Below are 16291 nucleotides of genomic sequence, written 5' to 3' on the forward strand. Positions count from 1 at the left end.
ATCTATTACTGGCGTTTTTCAGCATGCCCTAATTCATCATCAGGCAGGATTTCTATATCCTTTATCAAAACCCGCTCTGAAATAGCCTGTCCTGTCAAGGTTGCTGCCAACCCTCCCATCGCGGTTTCCTTATACCTGCTTTCCATTGAGGCTCCTACTTCTCCCATTGCCTCCACACATTCATCCACGGGAATTACCGCACTTACATTTGCCAAGGCTATCTGAGCCGAACTGAATGCTATGGCTGCTGCACTTGCATTCCGTACTACGCAGGGTACTTCTACCAATCCTGCCACAGGATCACAAACCAACCCCAGCATACATTGAATAGTTATCGCGACTGCATTGAAGAGCTGATCCGTATTTCCCTCCAAGCAAAACACTATCGCCCCGGAAGCCATCGCGGCAGCGGAACCGGTTTCTGCCTGGCAACCGCCTACAGCTCCTGCCAAGCTTGCCTTTTCTTCAATAATCAATGCTATTCCGGCTCCTACCAAAAGTCCTTCGACAATTTGCTCATCACTTAATCCATGGATTTCCTGAAGCGTGACCAGCGTCCCGGGAAGAATCCCACTTGCACCGGCCGTAGGGGCAGCGACCACTCTTCCCATGCATGAATTGACTTCCTTGGCTGCAAGCGCACGGGAAATCAATTTCTGAAACTCCGGAGAAAGTACTGATAATGGGTGATTGTAAACTTTCTTTGCTCCATTGTTGATCATTCCGGAGCGAGAGGTCATCTCCTCTTCCAGACCGGTTTTCACGGCATCTTTCATGACACCATAGGCCTGAAGAAGTCCAGCTTTGATCTTATCTCCTACGCCGTTTTTCTGATCGACTTCATATTCGATCACCGACTCAGGCAGTGACATATTCTTCTCTTCACAATAGCTTTTCCAGCCTTCAAAAGATTCAAATAAATAGCTCATAATAGATGGGTTTATATACTTTTATACTTGTACTCAGTAATGCAGGCAACCTCAATTTCTTTGGTTTGGAGGCTTGAAGAAGGGAGGCCAAAGACCGATGTACCCTCATTTTAAGAGTTCAACAAATCCTAGGTCACTTTCGTCACTCACTCGTAGAAGGAAGTTTATTCAGGCTAAATATTTACCTAGAAATCGAACTTCAAGGTCTGCTTAATCTCCGGATCCAAGCTTAAGGCAACAGGGCAGGTTTTGGCTGCATTCTTCAATTTTTGGATCATCGCAGCATCATTAACAGGATTTTCCCAATGAAATTCAACAATGATTTCACTTATTTTTCGGGGTGAGGCCTGCATTACTTTGGTTACACTCCAAGTCAAACCTTCCAATGAAACAGAATCTCTGTTAGCCACAATTCCCATAATGGTCACCATACAGCTCCCTAAAGCACTAGCGACCAAATCAGTCGGAGAAAAAGCTTCTCCCTTTCCATTATTATCTACAGGAGCATCGGTGAGAATTTTCACGCCTGATTGCAGGTGTTCCGATTCCGTTCTCAAATTCCCTAAATACGAACTTTTTATAGTGGACATAAACTCTTATTTTTAAAATCAGTTAAAATACCAACACCCAAAAATAGGGCTATATTTTCGACCAACTCGAATGAACAAGCTGAAATTCCTTTTACCGCTTTTTTTCCTTTCCTTATCCATTGAATCTTTTGCACAAAGAGAAGACATCGGCAATTACGAGTATGATAAGGAATACATGTTTGGCATTAACAAAAACACAAATGGAGGACTAATCGGTGGTTTTGTATTCAAAGCAGGAACACGGATTGACGACACTCAGTTTAGTTTTTGGGCATTAGAGTTATCCAATGTCAAAAATCCAAAGGAAGTTCGCTACAATACTGTATTGGGCAATAGTTATATCTTTGGAAAGTCCAACTACCTCTATGCGATCAGACCTCAATACGGTCGCGAAATAGTCCTTTTCAAGAAAGCTCCCAATCAAGGAGTACAAGTATCTGCCCTGGCAGCAGTGGGACCATCATTTGGATTAATCGCTCCTTATTACATAGAATATGCGCTGAACAGGGTAGAAACTGTTCGTGAGCAATACAATCCGGAAGTCCATCAAAGTCGATTTAATATTTTGGGTACAGGCCGGCTTTTTGAAGGAATCGGTCAATCTGAATTTGCTTTCGGAGGTAATTTGAAAGCCGCTATTAACTTCGAGTTTGGAGTTTTTCGCTCAAATGCAACAGGATTGGAACTTGGATACATGCTCGAAGGTTTTACCAAAGAAATCCCGCTGATCCCGACTACAGATAACAGACAGCTGTTCCAATCGGCATACTTTACCTTCTTCTACGGGTTCAGAAAATAGGTCAGCTTGGGTTTTGTGCTCTACTGACTTACCTTTGCATCAAATCAGAAATCAATGATCGAATTACCTGTAATTTCCGAAGAAGCCACCCGAAGAAAAAAACCGGATTGGCTTAGGGTAAAACTTCCTGTAGGAAAAGAATATGCCAAAGTCCGCAAACTGGTGGATGAGCATAAGCTTCACACCATCTGCGAAAGTGGCAATTGCCCAAATATGGGTGAATGCTGGGGTGCCGGTACTGCCACCTTTATGATTTTAGGAAATGTGTGCACACGCTCCTGCTCATTTTGCGCGGTGGCGACAGGCCGACCGCCTGAGTACGATACTGACGAGCCTAGAAGAGTGGCCGAAGCGATCAAGCTCATGGGAGTAAAGCATGCTGTATTGACTTCTGTGAACAGAGATGAGCTGAAAGACAAAGGAGCAGAAATCTGGTATCAGACAGTGATTCAGACCAAAGAACTTTCCCCTGCCACCACGATAGAAACGCTCATTCCCGATGTAAAATCTAATTGGGATGCGCTCTATAGAATGATCAGCGGAGGTCAGGAAGTAGTTTCCCACAACATGGAAACTGTAGAAAGCCTCTACCGTAGAGTTCGCCCTCAGGCCAAATATGCCCGCTCCCTCGAACAGACCAAATTAACAAAGGAATTTGGCAAAAGAACCAAAACAGGTATTATGCTGGGTTTGGGAGAGAAAAAAGAAGAAGTATTCAAGGCAATGGATGATCTGGCAGAGCATGGCTGTGACATTCTTACCCTAGGCCAATACCTTCAGCCTACCAAAATGCACATCGAAGTAGCCGAATTTATCCATCCTGATCTTTTTGCGGAATACAGGGAAGAAGGACTGGCAAGAGGATTAAAATATGTGGAATCCGGCCCATTGGTGCGATCCTCATACCATGCCGAAAGACACGTAAACGTCTAGTTATTAAAACAATAATTAATAGCACACTTTTCAGGTGTGCTTTTTTTATGCCTGTTTTTTTTATAGCTTAAAGCTAAAATATTCACACTAACTTTTATACTCATGGTAAAAATTGAAAAAATCGGAGTGTCCTCCGCTGCCAAAATCTATGGACTGACACTTGGTATCCTTGGATTTGTAATCGGTATCTTTTATGCACTTTTCTTCTCAATATTCTCAGGATTATTTGGAGATGAGCTTCCTGTTTCAGCGGCTGGCTTGGGCATTGGAATGGCAATTGTGTTCCCCATTATTTATGGAATTATGGGCTTTATCGTAGGAGCATTGGGCGCTGTCATTTATAATTTTGTAGCCTCAAAAATCGGTGGATTGGAAATCCAGCTTTCGCAAGAGAATGAAATTCCGATTCTTTAACTAAAAGTCCAGCTTCCGGAGAAGCAGGACAGCTGCGACTTTTACATGACCTTAGCGATCTTTGTGGTCAAAAAAAATGGCTGCCAGTTGGCAGCCATTTCTCTAATTTTCCAAAAACTTATATATCCGCTTTTCTGCCAGTAAAGTAAATGCATTATAGGATTTGGAAAACCCTAGCATCAAGGCTACTTCGGTCACCCGTCTTCGGTCTTCCGGCAGGCAAGCCAAAGAAAGTAACGCTACTGGCATCATTGCGGATAATCATAAAGCTTATTAAGCCTCCTCGCTTGCGTAATCCTCTACAGGAATACAGCTACAGATCAAGTTTCTGTCTCCGAATGCCGAGTCAATTCTACGGACACTAGGCCAGAATTTATTTTCTTTCACATAGTCAAGAGGATAAACCGCTTTTTCTCTGGAATAGGGCAAATCCCAGTTGTCAGTAAGAACCATAGTTGCAGTGTGGGGCGCATTTTTCAATACGTTCTCTACTCTATCAGCTTTTCCGTCTTCAATCTCTTGAATCTCTGCACGGATAGAAAGCAATGCATCACAGAATTTATCCAACTCAGCTTTAGTCTCAGACTCGGTAGGCTCTATCATCAAAGTCCCCGCTACAGGGAAAGAAACCGTAGGTGCATGGTAGCCATAATCCATCAGTCGCTTAGCGATATCCTCTACTTCTACTCCCACTTCCTTGAACGCACGACAGTCTACAATCATCTCGTGTGCTGCTCGTCCCTGCGTGCCTGTGTATAGGATCGGGAAATAATCTTTCAATCTTTCCTTGATATAATTGGCATTTAAGATTGCCATCGTGGTAGCATTCTTCAAACCATCTCCGCCCATCATCGCAATGTAGGCATAAGAGATAGGCAAAATACTTGCACTTCCATAAGGTGCAGCCGAGATGGACGACACCGCCTGCTCACCACCTGCTTTTACCACTGGATTGCCTGGAAGGAAAGGTGCCAAATGACTTGCAACACAGATTGGTCCCATGCCTGGTCCACCTCCACCGTGGGGGATACAGAAGGTCTTGTGAAGATTCAGGTGACAAACGTCAGCCCCAATTCTACCCGGGCTAGTCAAACCTACCTGGGCGTTCATATTGGCTCCATCCATGTACACCTGTCCACCATTTTCGTGAATGATCTCACAGATTTCCCGGATCGCTACTTCAAATACTCCGTGCGTTGACGGATAAGTAACCAAAAGTGCGGACAAATCAGTGGAATGTGCTGTAGCTTTTGCTCTCAGATCTTCGATATCGATATTTCCTTTTTCATCACACTTCACCAAAACGACCTTCATTCCGGCCATGACAGCTGAAGCAGGATTCGTTCCGTGAGCAGATGTAGGAATCAATGCTACATTTCTGTGATGGTCTCCTCTGCTCCGGTGATAGGCACGGATTACCATCAATCCCGCAAATTCCCCCTGCGCACCGGAATTTGGCTGAAGGGATGTGTCTGCGAAACCGGTGATTTCATTCAGCCAGTGTCTCAAGTTTGCAAAAAGCTCCTGGTATCCTGCCGTCTGGTCTGTCGGAGCAAATGGGTGCATCTGTCCGAATTCAGGCCAAGTCACAGGGATCATTTCTGCTGTCGCATTCAGTTTCATCGTACATGAACCAAGCGAAATCATGGAGTGCACCAAAGACAAATCCTTATTCTCAAGACGCTTGATGTAGCGAAGCATTTCATGTTCACTTTGGAAATTGTTGAAGACAGGATGAGTCAGGTATTCTGACTGCCTTACCAAAGCTTCCGGCAACTCCAAGTTAATATCTGAGGCTAAAGCTGACAAATTCGGAGCTTCCACTCCCTTCACCTTTGCAAAGACTTTCACCACTGAAGCTACATCTTTCAAGGTCTTAGCCTCATCAAAAGTCAAGAAGACCGTATCGTAATCGTAACGGAAATTCATTTCCGAAGACAAAGCCAGGGACTGGATGGTATTTAGAGACTTTGCTTCAATTTTTACTTTGATGGTGTCGAAATAATTCTTTGAAGAAACCTCATAACCCAATTGCTCCAGTGCTTTGGCGGTAAGTTTCGCCAGACCATGCGTTCTCAGTGCAATATTTTTCAGCCCTTTTGGGCCGTGATATACTGCGTAGAAACTGGCCATTACGGCAAGAAGCACCTGCGCGGTACAGATATTTGAAGTTGCTTTTTCTCTTTTGATATGTTGCTCACGTGTCTGTAAAGCCATTCTGTAGGCTCTATTGCCTTCACGATCTTGGGAAACCCCGATGATTCTCCCCGGAATCTGACGCTTATATGCTTCTTTGGTTGCGAAGAAACCGGCATGAGGACCACCATATCCCATAGGTACTCCAAATCGCTGGGAAGAACCTACAACTACATCAGCTCCCATTTCACCCGGAGCGGTCAAAAGTGTCAATGCCAAAAGGTCTGCCGCAAAAGCAGTCGTCACATTGTTCTCCTTGGCTGCCGCCACTATAGCAGAGTAATCTCTCACTTCACCGTCCGCATCCGGATATTGGAATAAAACTCCAAATAGATTTTCATCTGTCAAGTCCAAGGAATCAATGGATCCAAAAACCAACTCAATACCGACCGGCTCAGCTCTGGTCTCCAATACGGCTTTGGTCTGAGGAAAAACCTTTTCGTCCACAAAGAATTTTGTGGCATTCTTTTTCTCTCTTGGTTTCACCGCAAAAAGCATGTTCATCGCCTCGGCAGCAGCAGTTCCTTCATCTAGAAGAGAAGCATTGGCAAGCTCCATCCCTGTCAACTCCATCACCACTGTTTGGAAATTGATCAGAGCTTCCAATCTACCTTGGGCGATTTCTGCCTGATATGGCGTGTATGCGGTATACCATCCGGGATTCTCCAGCACATTCCTCAAAATCACCCCCGGCACCAATGTGTCATAATACCCCAAGCCTATGAAAGACTTGAATACTTTGTTTTTAGAAGCAAGTTTTTTGAAATCTTTCAAAAACTCCGACTCCAGCTTTGCAGCAGGCAGATCCAACGGGCGTTCCAATTGGATGGATTTCGGTACGGTTTGGTTGATTAATTCCTCTAAAGATGAGGCTCCGATTTTCTCCAGCATAGCTGTGATCTCTGCATCTGTCGGGCCATTGTGTCTGCTCTCAAACTTGACAGCACTAGAAAGATTGATCTTCATATAAGAACGTTAAGACGATGAACTATTTGGGTTTGAAATTGGCTGAATTTTCAAGGTGCAAAGGTACAATTTATTGAAAGATATTGCTTTCAAGAACTCCTTTATTTCCCATATGCCGCTTCAAATTATATTGAAGGTTTATTGCGGGGCAGAAAAATTCTCTAGTTTAGCACCGAAAATGCAAGCGGACTGAAATCCGCCGCAGCTTACGCTATTGATTAACAGGGCACTGCTAAGGCGATTCCTTTCTGAATCTAAAAAAACCAAATATAAACACATGAATAAAAGTCTGTTATTGACGGGTGCAATGGCTTTGGGTCTTGCACTACCATCCTTGGCACAGCAACCTGTACAGGTGAAGTATGCCAACACCATCACCGCCGAAGATCTGAAAGAGCGGCTCACTTACCTAGCTTCTGACGAAATGAAAGGTAGAGACACAGGATCTGAAGAACAAAAGGTAGCTGCTAATTACCTAGCGGATTTTTACAAAAAGATTGGCTTGGCAGGACCTGTAGAAGGAAGCTATCTACAGCCTGTGGAATTGGTGAGTTCCTCTTTTGGAGAAGTGTCGTTGAATGTAGGCAAAAACAAACTTGTGAATAATGAAGACTTCGTTTTCATCGGTGACGGAGACACAAAGAAAACTGCAAAAACCGATCTGGTTTTTCTAGGCTTGGTCTCTGACGAAAATCTTGCAAAAGTCGACGTTAAGGGTAAACTGGTCGGAATATGGGCTGTAGGCATACGATCCAACGACCTTCTTGCCAAAGTTTTCGACGCAGGCGCAGCAGGTATTGTATTGGTGAGCATGGAAGGTCAGGCAAACTTTGACCGCATTGCAAATCGCTACAAAAGCTTAACCGGAAAGGGACGGGTTGGTTTCGCAAAGCCAACTGAGCAAAAGCCTGTATTTATGGTGAGTTCGGATAAAATGGCAGAGCTGTTTGCTACTCCGCTAGAAGACTTGAAGGAAGCTGCAAAAGCAGCCCCTGAAACGATCAAGTCTCAAAAAGCTTCCTATCAAATCAAAAAAGAAATTGAAAAAATAGAAAGCTCCAACGTAATGGGCTACCTGGAAGGCACGGACAAAAAAGACGAACTCCTCGTTATTTCATCACACTACGACCACGTGGGCGTAAGCAGTACCGGTGAGGTATTCAATGGCGCCGATGATGACGGATCAGGAACCGTGTCTGTCACTGAAATCGCCGAGGCCTTTGCTGCAGCGGCAAAAGATGGAATCAAACCAAGAAGATCCATCCTTTTTCTAAATGTCACAGGTGAAGAAAAAGGACTTTTGGGATCTGAATATTACTCAGACTATCCAATTTTCCCATTGGAGAATACAGTAGTGAATTTCAACATCGACATGGTAGGTAGAATTGACTACGAATACCAAGATGCTGAAAACACGGATTTTGTGTATGTGATCGGTTCAGAAATGCTTTCTACGGATTTGAAAAAAATCCTGGAATACAACAATATCACTTACTCTGATCTGATCTTGGACTATAGATATGATGCCGAGGATGACCCAAATAGATTCTATTACAGGTCTGACCACTACAATTTTGCAAAGCATAATATTCCGGTGGCTTTCTTCTTCAATGGAGTCCATGATGACTATCACCAGGTGACTGATACGGTGGACAAAATAGAATTCGAGCTAATGGAAAAGAGAGCAAGGTTGATTTTCTATACCGCTTGGGATGTAGCCAATAGGGACAAAAGACTTCCTGTGGACGGAACCAACACAAGAACAGAAGAATAAAAATTATACAGACAGAATACCAAAGGCTATTGGAGAAATCCGATAGCCTTTATTCGTTTTCAGTAAAAACAGTTGTTAATTAGGACTTCCTGCCCTCTGGAAGCGGTCACTAATGGGAATAAAATTTACCTGGAACTCAGCCACACAATCTCGAAGCCAGCAGACAATTCTTAACTAATCTGTGTCCTCCGTGTAAAACTCCGTGTCCTTAGTGGTTAAAATTCACCTTAGAAAAACCAGAAAGACAAATCTTCGAATTGATTCAACTTTTCCAATCTTCAAATTTTATAAAACGGTATCTTTGTATCCCGAACGCAATCCAAATCCCGTGTACAAATCCCTACTCAAACCTCTATTCTTCTTAAAAAAAGCTGAAGATGCCCATCACTTCACAGTAGATCTTACCAAGTTGACATTTAATCTTCCACTGATCGGGTCAATTGTAGAATCTACTTTTGAACTGGAAGACAAAAGGTTAGAGCGTGAGGTTTTTGGCTTGAAGTTCAAGAATCCGGTTGGTTTGGCAGCGGGATTTGACAAGGATGCCAAGGTCATTGATGAAATGGCAATGCTTGGTTTCGGCTTTATCGAAATCGGCACGCTCACCCCAAAACCCCAAGACGGAAATCCACAACCACGACTTTTCAGACTCCCGCAAGACGAATCTCTGATCAATCGTATGGGGTTCAACAATGGAGGTGTACAAGAGGCGGTTGAGCGACTGAAGAAGCGCAAATCCACTGTATTGGTAGGGGGAAATATTGGAAAAAACAAAATAACTCCAAACGAAAATGCTGTCGGGGATTACTTGATCTGTCTGGAGGCATTGCATGATCACGTAGATTATTTTGTAGTAAACGTCAGCTCTCCCAACACCCCTAATCTTCGGGATTTGCAAGAAAAAGAACCGCTCAAGCAGTTGCTTCAGGCGGTGAAAGATGCAAATGAGCTCAAACCAAATCCTAAACCTATTCTGTTGAAAATTGCTCCCGATTTGACAGACGGGCAATTGGATGATATCATAGAAATCGTGCTGGAAACAAAAATTGCCGGAGTAATAGCGACCAACACCACTATAGACCGTTCGCATCTGAGCACTTCTACAGCTGAAGTGGAAGCAATCGGAGCCGGAGGAGTCAGTGGAAAAGTGTTGGGAAAAAGAAGTACAGAAGTCATACGTTATCTTTCGGAAAAGTCAAATAAGGCTTTCCCGATCATCGGAGTGGGCGGCATCTTTTCTGCAGAAGATGCTATAGAAAAACTGGAAGCCGGAGCCAGCTTGGTCCAAGTGTACTCGGGCATGATTTATGAGGGACCTGGACTGATCAAAAAGATTAAAAAAGGATTATTGGCTCATTTTTCATAGTAATTTGTCAATCTAAATTCATTAATCTTATCTTAAATCGGATTTGAATCGCATACATGGCCACCAATTCACCTAGGACCAATACTTTTAGAAAAAAAGCAGAACCCTCCAAAAAGAAAGGAGCAGGCTTCAAAGCCCCAAGCTTTTCATTTGGAAAGTTCAACGCCACCAAGCTGGTTTTGACGCTTGGTATCTTGCTGATGTCCACAGCTGTTTTTCTGATGATCGCTTTTATCAGCTATCTTCTGAACGGTCCTGCTGATCAGAGTTTGGTCATGAACAATCCCGACGAAGCGATCCGTGATGTCGCCCGTGAGTCCACCAATTGGCTGGGATATCTGGGTGCACAGGCAGGAAATTGGATGATTTATCGCTGGTTTGGAATTGCAGCATTCTTATTTCCCCCTTTTCTCTTTCTATTGGGGTTCAAATGGGCATTCAAAATCTCCCTGGTTTCACTTACCAGATACACCACTTTCGCCCTTTTCTTTACATTTTGGCTGGGTCTGCTTACCGGATACGTGGTGATTTTGATTCAGGGATATTCCTATTGGAGTTTTCTCTCCGGAGGTTTTGGCTACGAATTAGCCAAGCTATCGGCGGATTTTCTGAGTTGGGGAACATTTATTCTACTGGGAGGATCCATGCTTATTTTTGTAATTTTCTTCTTTGATATTGACAAGCTGGACTGGTTTAGCAGCAGAACTTCAGATTCGGATCCGGACGGGGATGAGCTACAAGTTTCGGATGAACGTTCTGTGAAAAATCCTTTTACAGAGGAAGAAGAAATCGATGAGGAAGAAGAAATTGACGACGACGGAAGCTCTTGGATTATTAAAGAGGACGATAAACCCGACACTTCGATAGAGCTCAATCCTGTCTCGACGCCAAAACCAAAAAGAGAGGAAATAGCTTTCGACGTACCTCAATTAAATATTCTGGATCCAATAGTAGACCGTGAGACAGAACGAAAAATGGAGGAAAAAAACTTCTCCGTGGTAAAACCTGCCGGAGAGGAGAAAACTGCCGAAGAAGTTGAGAACTTTGACGCTTACGACTCGACTCTGGATCTTCCCCATTACAAATACCCTACTCTGGACCTCTTAAATGAATATGACGTCCAAAAAGTCACCGTAAGCCGTCAGGAACTGGAAGACAATAAAAACAAAATCGTCGAAACACTTGAAAACTTCAAGATAGGTATTCAGGAGATCAAAGCGACTATCGGACCTACGGTAACTCTCTACGAAATCGTCCCTGAACCCGGTGTGAAAATCTCCAAAATCAAAAACTTGGAGGATGATATTGCCTTGAGTTTGGCTGCTTTGGGAATCAGAATTATTGCACCGATTCCGGGCAAAGGCACAATCGGGATTGAAGTTCCCAACAAAAACCGTGAACTGGTACCTGCACGGGCAGTGTTGGGTACCGAGAAGTTCATGCATTCGGACAAGGATCTGCCGATTGCTTTGGGCAAGACTATTTCCAATGAGGTTTTTGTAGCTGATTTGGCCAAAATGCCTCACTTGCTTATGGCCGGTGCTACCGGTCAAGGTAAGTCTGTAGGCTTGAACATGATCCTGGCTTCCTTGATTTACAAGAAGCATCCTTCCCAATTGAAGTTTGTGCTCGTAGATCCCAAAAAAGTGGAGCTGACACTTTTCAATAAGATAGAAAGACATTTCTTGGCCAAGCTCCCCGGAGCAGAGGAAGCGATCATCACTGATACAAAAAAGGTGATTTATACACTTAACTCACTTTGTATCGAGATGGATAACCGATACAATTTGCTGAAAGACGCCGGGACAAGAAACCTAAAAGAATACAACGCTAAGTTCATTGCCCGGAAACTCAATCCTGAAAAAGGCCATAAATTCATGCCATACATTGTTTTGGTAATTGACGAATTGGCTGATTTGATGATGACTGCGGGCAAAGAAATAGAGGGACCAATCGCACGTCTGGCCCAACTTGCCAGAGCAATCGGAATCCACTTGGTAGTCGCTACCCAAAGGCCTTCTGTCAATGTGATCACAGGTATTATCAAAGCGAATTTCCCTGCGCGACTTTCTTTTCGTGTGACATCCAAAATCGATAGCCGAACCATCCTAGATGCAGGCGGTGCCGATCAGCTGATCGGTATGGGAGATATGCTTTTGTCCCATGGGTCAGAAGTCACCAGGATTCAATGTGCATTTTTGGATACTCCTGAGGTAGATTCTATCTGTGATTGGATCGGTGAGCAAAAAGGCTACTCCGATGCTTATTTACTCCCTGAGTTTGAAGGAGAAGATGCGGACAATTCGATTGGTGATGTTGATTTTTCTGATCTCGATCCGCTGTTCAACGATGCTGCCAGACTGCTGGTAATGCATCAGCAGGGAAGCACATCTTTGATCCAGCGTAAGCTTAAGCTGGGCTACAACAGAGCAGGAAGAATCATCGATCAACTCGAAGCAGCAGGAATTGTAGGCGCATTCGAAGGCTCCAAAGCCCGCGAAGTGCTTATTCAGGATGAAGCTAGTTTGGAACGGTTATTGGAGAGTTTGTAAAAGCTGTTCAAGTAGTTCAAACAGCCTCTTACATGAAACAAATTGCCCTAGTTTATACGATTTTTCTAACCTTCTTATTCACCTTCAGCGCTTCCGCTCAAAAGGACCCCAAAGCAAAAACTGTTTTGGACGCCATGAGCGAAAAGTTCCGGTCAATGAACGGTTTTACAGCGAATTTTGATTTCACTTTTCAAGACGCCTCAGGAACAGGAGATCGCCAGTCCGGTGATATCGCTGTCAAAGGCGAGCAGTATAGGCTCAAGCTCCCTGATCAGGAAATCTACAATGACGGTAAAACAGTATGGACTTATATCCAATCTGACAATTACAAAGAAGTCACCATCAACGACGCAAGTCAAATGGAAGGGGAGCTGACCCCATCAAATATCTATCGGATTTACGAATCAGGATATAGCTATAAGTTGATCGGGGAAAAGCAATTTCAGGGTAAAACAGCCCAAGTGGTAGAATTGACTGCAGAAAAAAACAATGCCCCCTTCGAACAGGTAAAGCTTATGATCGACAAAAGCAGTTCCAGTTTGCTGGGCTGGGAAATGTTTGATGGTCAGGGAGGTGTATTTTCCTATACCTTCAAAAACCTGAAGCTTGAAGCCAATCTTCCTGCTTCCTATTTTGTATTTGACACCAAGCAATATCCGGGGATAGAAGTGATTGATTTGAGGTAAATGAAAATCAAAAATTAATACTGTTTAAAAACTGATCAGGCAATCCACTTTGCTATTTTTGCATTATAGGCACAAAAAACAGGAACGTAAACTTGCAAATGCGAGTTTACTTAATTAAATAAGAGGACTTTTAAACGTCCAATTAACCTTTTCTCCTCAAAACCATGGCTCAAGAATTTGAGATACAAGATCAGTCAATTAAAGAATCTGCAACTAACGATTGGTTTGAAAAAACAATCGTCGGGCTGTCGGCTGATCAATTAACTTATGAAACAAAAACCCTTGACCCCCAGTCGCGGGAATTTTACGAGCAAATAGCAACTGGAAATCTGAGTGAGTTAATGCAAAAGATGACCGTTAATATGCAACAATATTATTTTAAAGAAATCATTAACGCTTTTTTCACGGAATTATTTACTATCCGAAAAAGTAAAAAACCGAAAAAACTGGCATTTGACTATAAAGGAAAGCAGATTATGATATGGGTTGAAATCCCGGAAAATGATGAGAAAATGGAAGATGATATTTTCTTGTCTGAGGCAACTGCGAATTATAAATTCAGTAACACGGGATTTAACCTGTCTGCTACGATAGTAGAAGATTCCGACAAATTACCTATTCCACCTCATTATATAAACTTTGAATTTCAAAAAGTTTAGTAATGGCCTTATTTTCGGATTACATTAATCAGGCAAAAAGCAACCTAAAATTCCTCTTCGAAGTTAATAATAAAGCTGGGGCCTACTATGACTGGCAAGTAACAGTAAGCTTTTATGTTGGAGTTCATTTAATCAATGCCTACTTGGTAAAAGAAAGAGGAATGAGTTTTAACTCTCATACAGAAACTTTTGACGCCATTAATCCTGCGAACTCTCTCTCACCATTAAAATTAAGTGAAGAAAACTATCTTGCATACAGGAAATTATACAACTTATCGAGAAGATCCAGATATATCTGTACAGATCAGGATAGGCTAAAAGGTCAGGATGAAAAGGTTGCTTATCTTACGTATGACAAGCACTTTGAAAGGGCAATAATTAATCTTGACAAATTATTAAATTTCATCCAACTAAAGTATGGAGAATCTTTCCCTCCCATTAAAATCAATTTAATAGGCATGAAGTCAAGTACATTGCAGCATTTCAAATACCATAAAGCGCCCTAATCCCTGCATAATCGAATAATAAAAATCTACTTTAGAAGATAATTGTCATATGATTAGCAAATCAAGGGTTTTGAAAACAGGAACTCATACAATACCACAAGACCGACCTAGTATCTTTTTATTTGCTAAAAAACGCCCCTTTCAGGCGTTTTTTAGTTTTTCGATATCAAACTTTTTCATTTTCAAAAAAGCCTGAACTACCCGCTCAGATCTTTCAGGATCTTTCATCAATTCAGAGAGAATTTCGGGCACAATCTGCCAAGAGATGCCAAACTTGTCCTTCAGCCAGCCACACTGGCTTTCCTGGCCACCTTCTAATAACTTCTCCCAGAAATAATCAATCTGTGCTTGATCTCGACATTCTACTACCAAGGAAAGCGCTTCATTGAAATTAAAATCATGCACTAGAGAGCTATCCATCGCTACAACTAATTTTCCGTCCAACTCAAACTGAGCATGATTTATAGTCTCTTCCTGACCATTGGGATCATCTGCTCCATATCTGGAAATCAGTCGGGTAGCTGAGTTGTCAAAGATGCTGCTATAGAAATGTATAGCTTCTTCCGCTCTGCCAAAGTTCGCCCCCGAAAACAATAACGCAGGAATAAATTTCTGATCGGAGTATTCGGGTTTGTCGACTGTAAGCTGCCAAGTAACTCCAAATTTATCCTGAAGCCAACCATATTTTTTACTCCAAGGATAAGAGTCCATCGGCATCAAAGCCCTACCGCTTTCTATCAATTTATCCCATACTGCTTGAATCTCATTTTCATCCCGTATGATCGTATAAAAAGATATAGCCGGTGTAAATTTAAATTCAGGACCACCGTTTAAGCACATAAACCGCTGTCCTGCCGAATTAAAGACTACTACCATAGGGTTTTCGTCCACAATTTCGGAATCCGAAAATATCGAGCAGTAAAACCCGGCAGCTTCTTTAGCATTGCCATCAAACCACAAGCAGGGATAGATTGGCTTTTTTAGAGAATTCACCGATTGATCACCCATTTCTTTCACAGATTTCTTTGAGTTTGTCTAAAGCTTTGGGCCAGATTCCGGCAAAGTGCTGTGAGAAATCTTCTGGAGAATCCAGATCAACTTTTAGTAAAGTGCCCTTATCCGTCTCTTCGAAAGTGTAATTTTCATGTGCTCCCACCCAGTTCAACGTAGCTTCGTTAGGTGCCACTTCTTTCCCGTCTTTCCATTCTCCCAAGTGCTCAATGCTTACGAACCTACCCGGATCATTTTTTTCAACCCAGCCATGCATTCCTTCATTTTCACCTTCGCCCACAAAAACTATCTTGCTCCCTTCTTCCCAGCTTCCAATGAAAGTAGAACCGGGTGAAAAGATGTGAGTCCATTCTTTGTACGTTTCTTTTGCCAGCATGAGCTCATGCACTTTCACAGGAGGACATGCTATTTCGATTTCGAAGTGTAATGTTTCTAGGTTAGTCATGGGATTCTATATATGTTTTAAAGTTGTCTAAAATTGCCTGCCAGCCATTTTTCTGCATTTCTACCGAATTAGTCATCTCAGCATCGAAAGCCTCTGTAATCTCAACACCATCCGGCACTTTCTTAAAAGAGGCCTTCGCAGTGCGCCCATCATCCATGATGTAGGTGTAAAAAGAATGCCATTCTACTTCCTGATATACACCTCCAAAATCGAAGCCCATACTTCCGTCTTTGGCTTCCATTCTAGACGTAAAACTTCCTCCGGGCTGAAGATCATTTTCTGCCCTTGGCGTATGCCAATCCGGAGAAGCATTGTTCCAATGCATGATATGTTTGGGCTGGGTAAAGTAATCCCATACCTTTTCTAATGAGGCATTTACTGTGGTTTGCACAGTGATTTTGGATTTTTGAATAGTTGTCATTGTATTTTGGTTTATTTTCAAAAGTTAATTTAACAAATCTATCA

General features: G+C 42.7%; 16 protein-coding genes. 9 read left to right on the forward strand and 7 right to left on the reverse strand.

The genetic code is table 11. The features are described 5' to 3' along the window. Positions 1-5: 5 nt before the first annotated feature. Together sdaAA and J2X69_RS21095 are read right to left on the reverse strand one after the other, a co-directional pair. On the reverse strand, positions 6-929 hold the full coding sequence (gene sdaAA / locus J2X69_RS21090; RefSeq protein ID WP_310107800.1) for an L-serine ammonia-lyase, iron-sulfur-dependent, subunit alpha: 924 nt from the start codon (positions 927-929) through the stop codon (positions 6-8). A 185-nt stretch (positions 930-1114) separates the two neighbouring features. Further along, positions 1115-1519, reverse strand: a complete 405-nt coding sequence (locus J2X69_RS21095; RefSeq protein ID WP_310107802.1) for an OsmC family protein — start codon at positions 1517-1519, stop codon at positions 1115-1117. Positions 1520-1589: 70 nt separating this feature from the next. Between J2X69_RS21095 and J2X69_RS21100 the strand changes: the two genes are divergently transcribed. From J2X69_RS21100 to J2X69_RS21110, 3 genes are all read left to right on the forward strand, one after another. Beyond that, complete coding sequence (locus tag J2X69_RS21100; RefSeq protein WP_310107804.1) at positions 1590-2318, forward strand: hypothetical protein; 729 nt, start codon at positions 1590-1592, stop codon at positions 2316-2318. 54 nt (positions 2319-2372) lie between these two features. Continuing rightward, the gene (gene lipA / locus J2X69_RS21105; protein ID WP_310107806.1) at positions 2373-3251 is read left to right on the forward strand and encodes a lipoyl synthase; all 879 of its coding nucleotides are present in this window, start codon (positions 2373-2375) and stop codon (positions 3249-3251) included. 102 nt (positions 3252-3353) lie between these two features. Beyond that, complete coding sequence (locus tag J2X69_RS21110; protein ID WP_310107808.1) at positions 3354-3665, forward strand: DUF3566 domain-containing protein; 312 nt, start codon at positions 3354-3356, stop codon at positions 3663-3665. A gap of 102 nt (positions 3666-3767) precedes the next feature. On the opposite strand, the gene J2X69_RS21115 is transcribed toward J2X69_RS21110, so the two are convergent. Both J2X69_RS21115 and gcvP read right to left on the reverse strand, forming a co-directional pair. Further along, positions 3768-3917 carry a hypothetical protein gene (locus tag J2X69_RS21115; RefSeq protein WP_310107810.1) on the reverse strand — a complete coding sequence of 50 codons (150 nt, stop codon included), beginning with the start codon at positions 3915-3917 and terminating at the stop codon, positions 3768-3770. Between the two features lie 21 nt (positions 3918-3938). Next, entirely contained in the window at positions 3939-6827 is a 2889-nt protein-coding gene (gene gcvP / locus J2X69_RS21120; protein WP_310107813.1) for an aminomethyl-transferring glycine dehydrogenase, read from the reverse strand. A 277-nt stretch (positions 6828-7104) separates the two neighbouring features. Here gcvP and J2X69_RS21125 point away from each other — a divergent pair, with 277 nt between their 5' ends. The 6 genes from J2X69_RS21125 to J2X69_RS21150 all read left to right on the forward strand — a co-directional run bounded on the left by J2X69_RS21125 (position 7105) and on the right by J2X69_RS21150 (position 14370). After that, entirely contained in the window at positions 7105-8601 is a 1497-nt protein-coding gene (locus tag J2X69_RS21125; RefSeq protein ID WP_310107815.1) for a M28 family peptidase, read from the forward strand. Positions 8602-8929: 328 nt separating this feature from the next. Beyond that, positions 8930-9967 carry a quinone-dependent dihydroorotate dehydrogenase gene (locus J2X69_RS21130; RefSeq protein ID WP_310107817.1) on the forward strand — a complete coding sequence of 346 codons (1038 nt, stop codon included), beginning with the start codon at positions 8930-8932 and terminating at the stop codon, positions 9965-9967. 56 nt (positions 9968-10023) lie between these two features. Beyond that, entirely contained in the window at positions 10024-12519 is a 2496-nt protein-coding gene (locus tag J2X69_RS21135) for a DNA translocase FtsK 4TM domain-containing protein (RefSeq protein WP_310107821.1), read from the forward strand. A 32-nt stretch (positions 12520-12551) separates the two neighbouring features. Then, positions 12552-13205, forward strand: coding sequence for an outer membrane lipoprotein carrier protein LolA (locus J2X69_RS21140; protein ID WP_310107823.1), 654 nt, complete (start codon positions 12552-12554; stop codon positions 13203-13205). Positions 13206-13369: 164 nt separating this feature from the next. Further along, positions 13370-13864, forward strand: coding sequence for a baseplate wedge protein 53 (locus J2X69_RS21145; RefSeq protein ID WP_310107825.1), 495 nt, complete (start codon positions 13370-13372; stop codon positions 13862-13864). Between the two features lie 2 nt (positions 13865-13866). Beyond that, positions 13867-14370 carry a hypothetical protein gene (locus J2X69_RS21150; protein WP_310107827.1) on the forward strand — a complete coding sequence of 168 codons (504 nt, stop codon included), beginning with the start codon at positions 13867-13869 and terminating at the stop codon, positions 14368-14370. Between the two features lie 141 nt (positions 14371-14511). Here J2X69_RS21150 and J2X69_RS21155 read toward each other — a convergent pair whose 3' ends face one another. From J2X69_RS21155 to J2X69_RS21165, 3 genes are read right to left on the reverse strand one after another with little or no spacing between them, the layout of a single operon-like run. Beyond that, the gene (locus J2X69_RS21155) at positions 14512-15378 is read right to left on the reverse strand and encodes a VOC family protein (RefSeq protein ID WP_310107829.1); all 867 of its coding nucleotides are present in this window, start codon (positions 15376-15378) and stop codon (positions 14512-14514) included. Further along, on the reverse strand, positions 15371-15826 hold the full coding sequence (locus J2X69_RS21160) for an SRPBCC domain-containing protein (RefSeq protein WP_310107831.1): 456 nt from the start codon (positions 15824-15826) through the stop codon (positions 15371-15373). The genes J2X69_RS21155 and J2X69_RS21160 overlap by 8 nt, the downstream gene beginning before the upstream one ends. Continuing rightward, positions 15819-16247: an SRPBCC family protein gene (locus J2X69_RS21165; RefSeq protein ID WP_310107833.1), complete on the reverse strand. Its 429-nt coding sequence runs from the start codon at positions 16245-16247 to the stop codon at positions 15819-15821. Before J2X69_RS21165 ends, J2X69_RS21160 begins: the two co-directional genes overlap by 8 nt. Between the last annotated feature and the right edge of the window lie 44 nt (positions 16248-16291).

The sequence above is a fragment of the Algoriphagus sp. 4150 genome (genome assembly GCF_031457395.1).
In the GTDB taxonomy this organism is placed as follows: Bacteria; Bacteroidota; Bacteroidia; order Cytophagales; family Cyclobacteriaceae; genus Algoriphagus.

What these genes read in the sequence shown, in the direction of transcription:
- sdaAA (WP_310107800.1), bottom strand. Translation starts at nt 929, where the DNA reads ATGAGCTATTTATTTGAATCTTTTGAAGGCTGGAAAAGCTATTGTGAA.
- J2X69_RS21095 (WP_310107802.1), bottom strand. Translation starts at nt 1,519, where the DNA reads ATGTCCACTATAAAAAGTTCGTATTTAGGGAATTTGAGAACGGAATCG.
- J2X69_RS21100 (WP_310107804.1), top strand. Translation starts at nt 1,590, where the DNA reads ATGAACAAGCTGAAATTCCTTTTACCGCTTTTTTTCCTTTCCTTATCC.
- lipA (WP_310107806.1), top strand. Translation starts at nt 2,373, where the DNA reads ATGATCGAATTACCTGTAATTTCCGAAGAAGCCACCCGAAGAAAAAAA.
- J2X69_RS21110 (WP_310107808.1), top strand. Translation starts at nt 3,354, where the DNA reads ATGGTAAAAATTGAAAAAATCGGAGTGTCCTCCGCTGCCAAAATCTAT.
- J2X69_RS21115 (WP_310107810.1), bottom strand. Translation starts at nt 3,917, where the DNA reads ATGATGCCAGTAGCGTTACTTTCTTTGGCTTGCCTGCCGGAAGACCGA.
- gcvP (WP_310107813.1), bottom strand. Translation starts at nt 6,827, where the DNA reads ATGAAGATCAATCTTTCTAGTGCTGTCAAGTTTGAGAGCAGACACAAT.
- J2X69_RS21125 (WP_310107815.1), top strand. Translation starts at nt 7,105, where the DNA reads ATGAATAAAAGTCTGTTATTGACGGGTGCAATGGCTTTGGGTCTTGCA.
- J2X69_RS21135 (WP_310107821.1), top strand. Translation starts at nt 10,024, where the DNA reads ATGGCCACCAATTCACCTAGGACCAATACTTTTAGAAAAAAAGCAGAA.
- J2X69_RS21140 (WP_310107823.1), top strand. Translation starts at nt 12,552, where the DNA reads ATGAAACAAATTGCCCTAGTTTATACGATTTTTCTAACCTTCTTATTC.
- J2X69_RS21145 (WP_310107825.1), top strand. Translation starts at nt 13,370, where the DNA reads ATGGCTCAAGAATTTGAGATACAAGATCAGTCAATTAAAGAATCTGCA.
- J2X69_RS21150 (WP_310107827.1), top strand. Translation starts at nt 13,867, where the DNA reads ATGGCCTTATTTTCGGATTACATTAATCAGGCAAAAAGCAACCTAAAA.
- J2X69_RS21155 (WP_310107829.1), bottom strand. Translation starts at nt 15,378, where the DNA reads ATGGGTGATCAATCGGTGAATTCTCTAAAAAAGCCAATCTATCCCTGC.
- J2X69_RS21160 (WP_310107831.1), bottom strand. Translation starts at nt 15,826, where the DNA reads ATGACTAACCTAGAAACATTACACTTCGAAATCGAAATAGCATGTCCT.
- J2X69_RS21165 (WP_310107833.1), bottom strand. Translation starts at nt 16,247, where the DNA reads ATGACAACTATTCAAAAATCCAAAATCACTGTGCAAACCACAGTAAAT.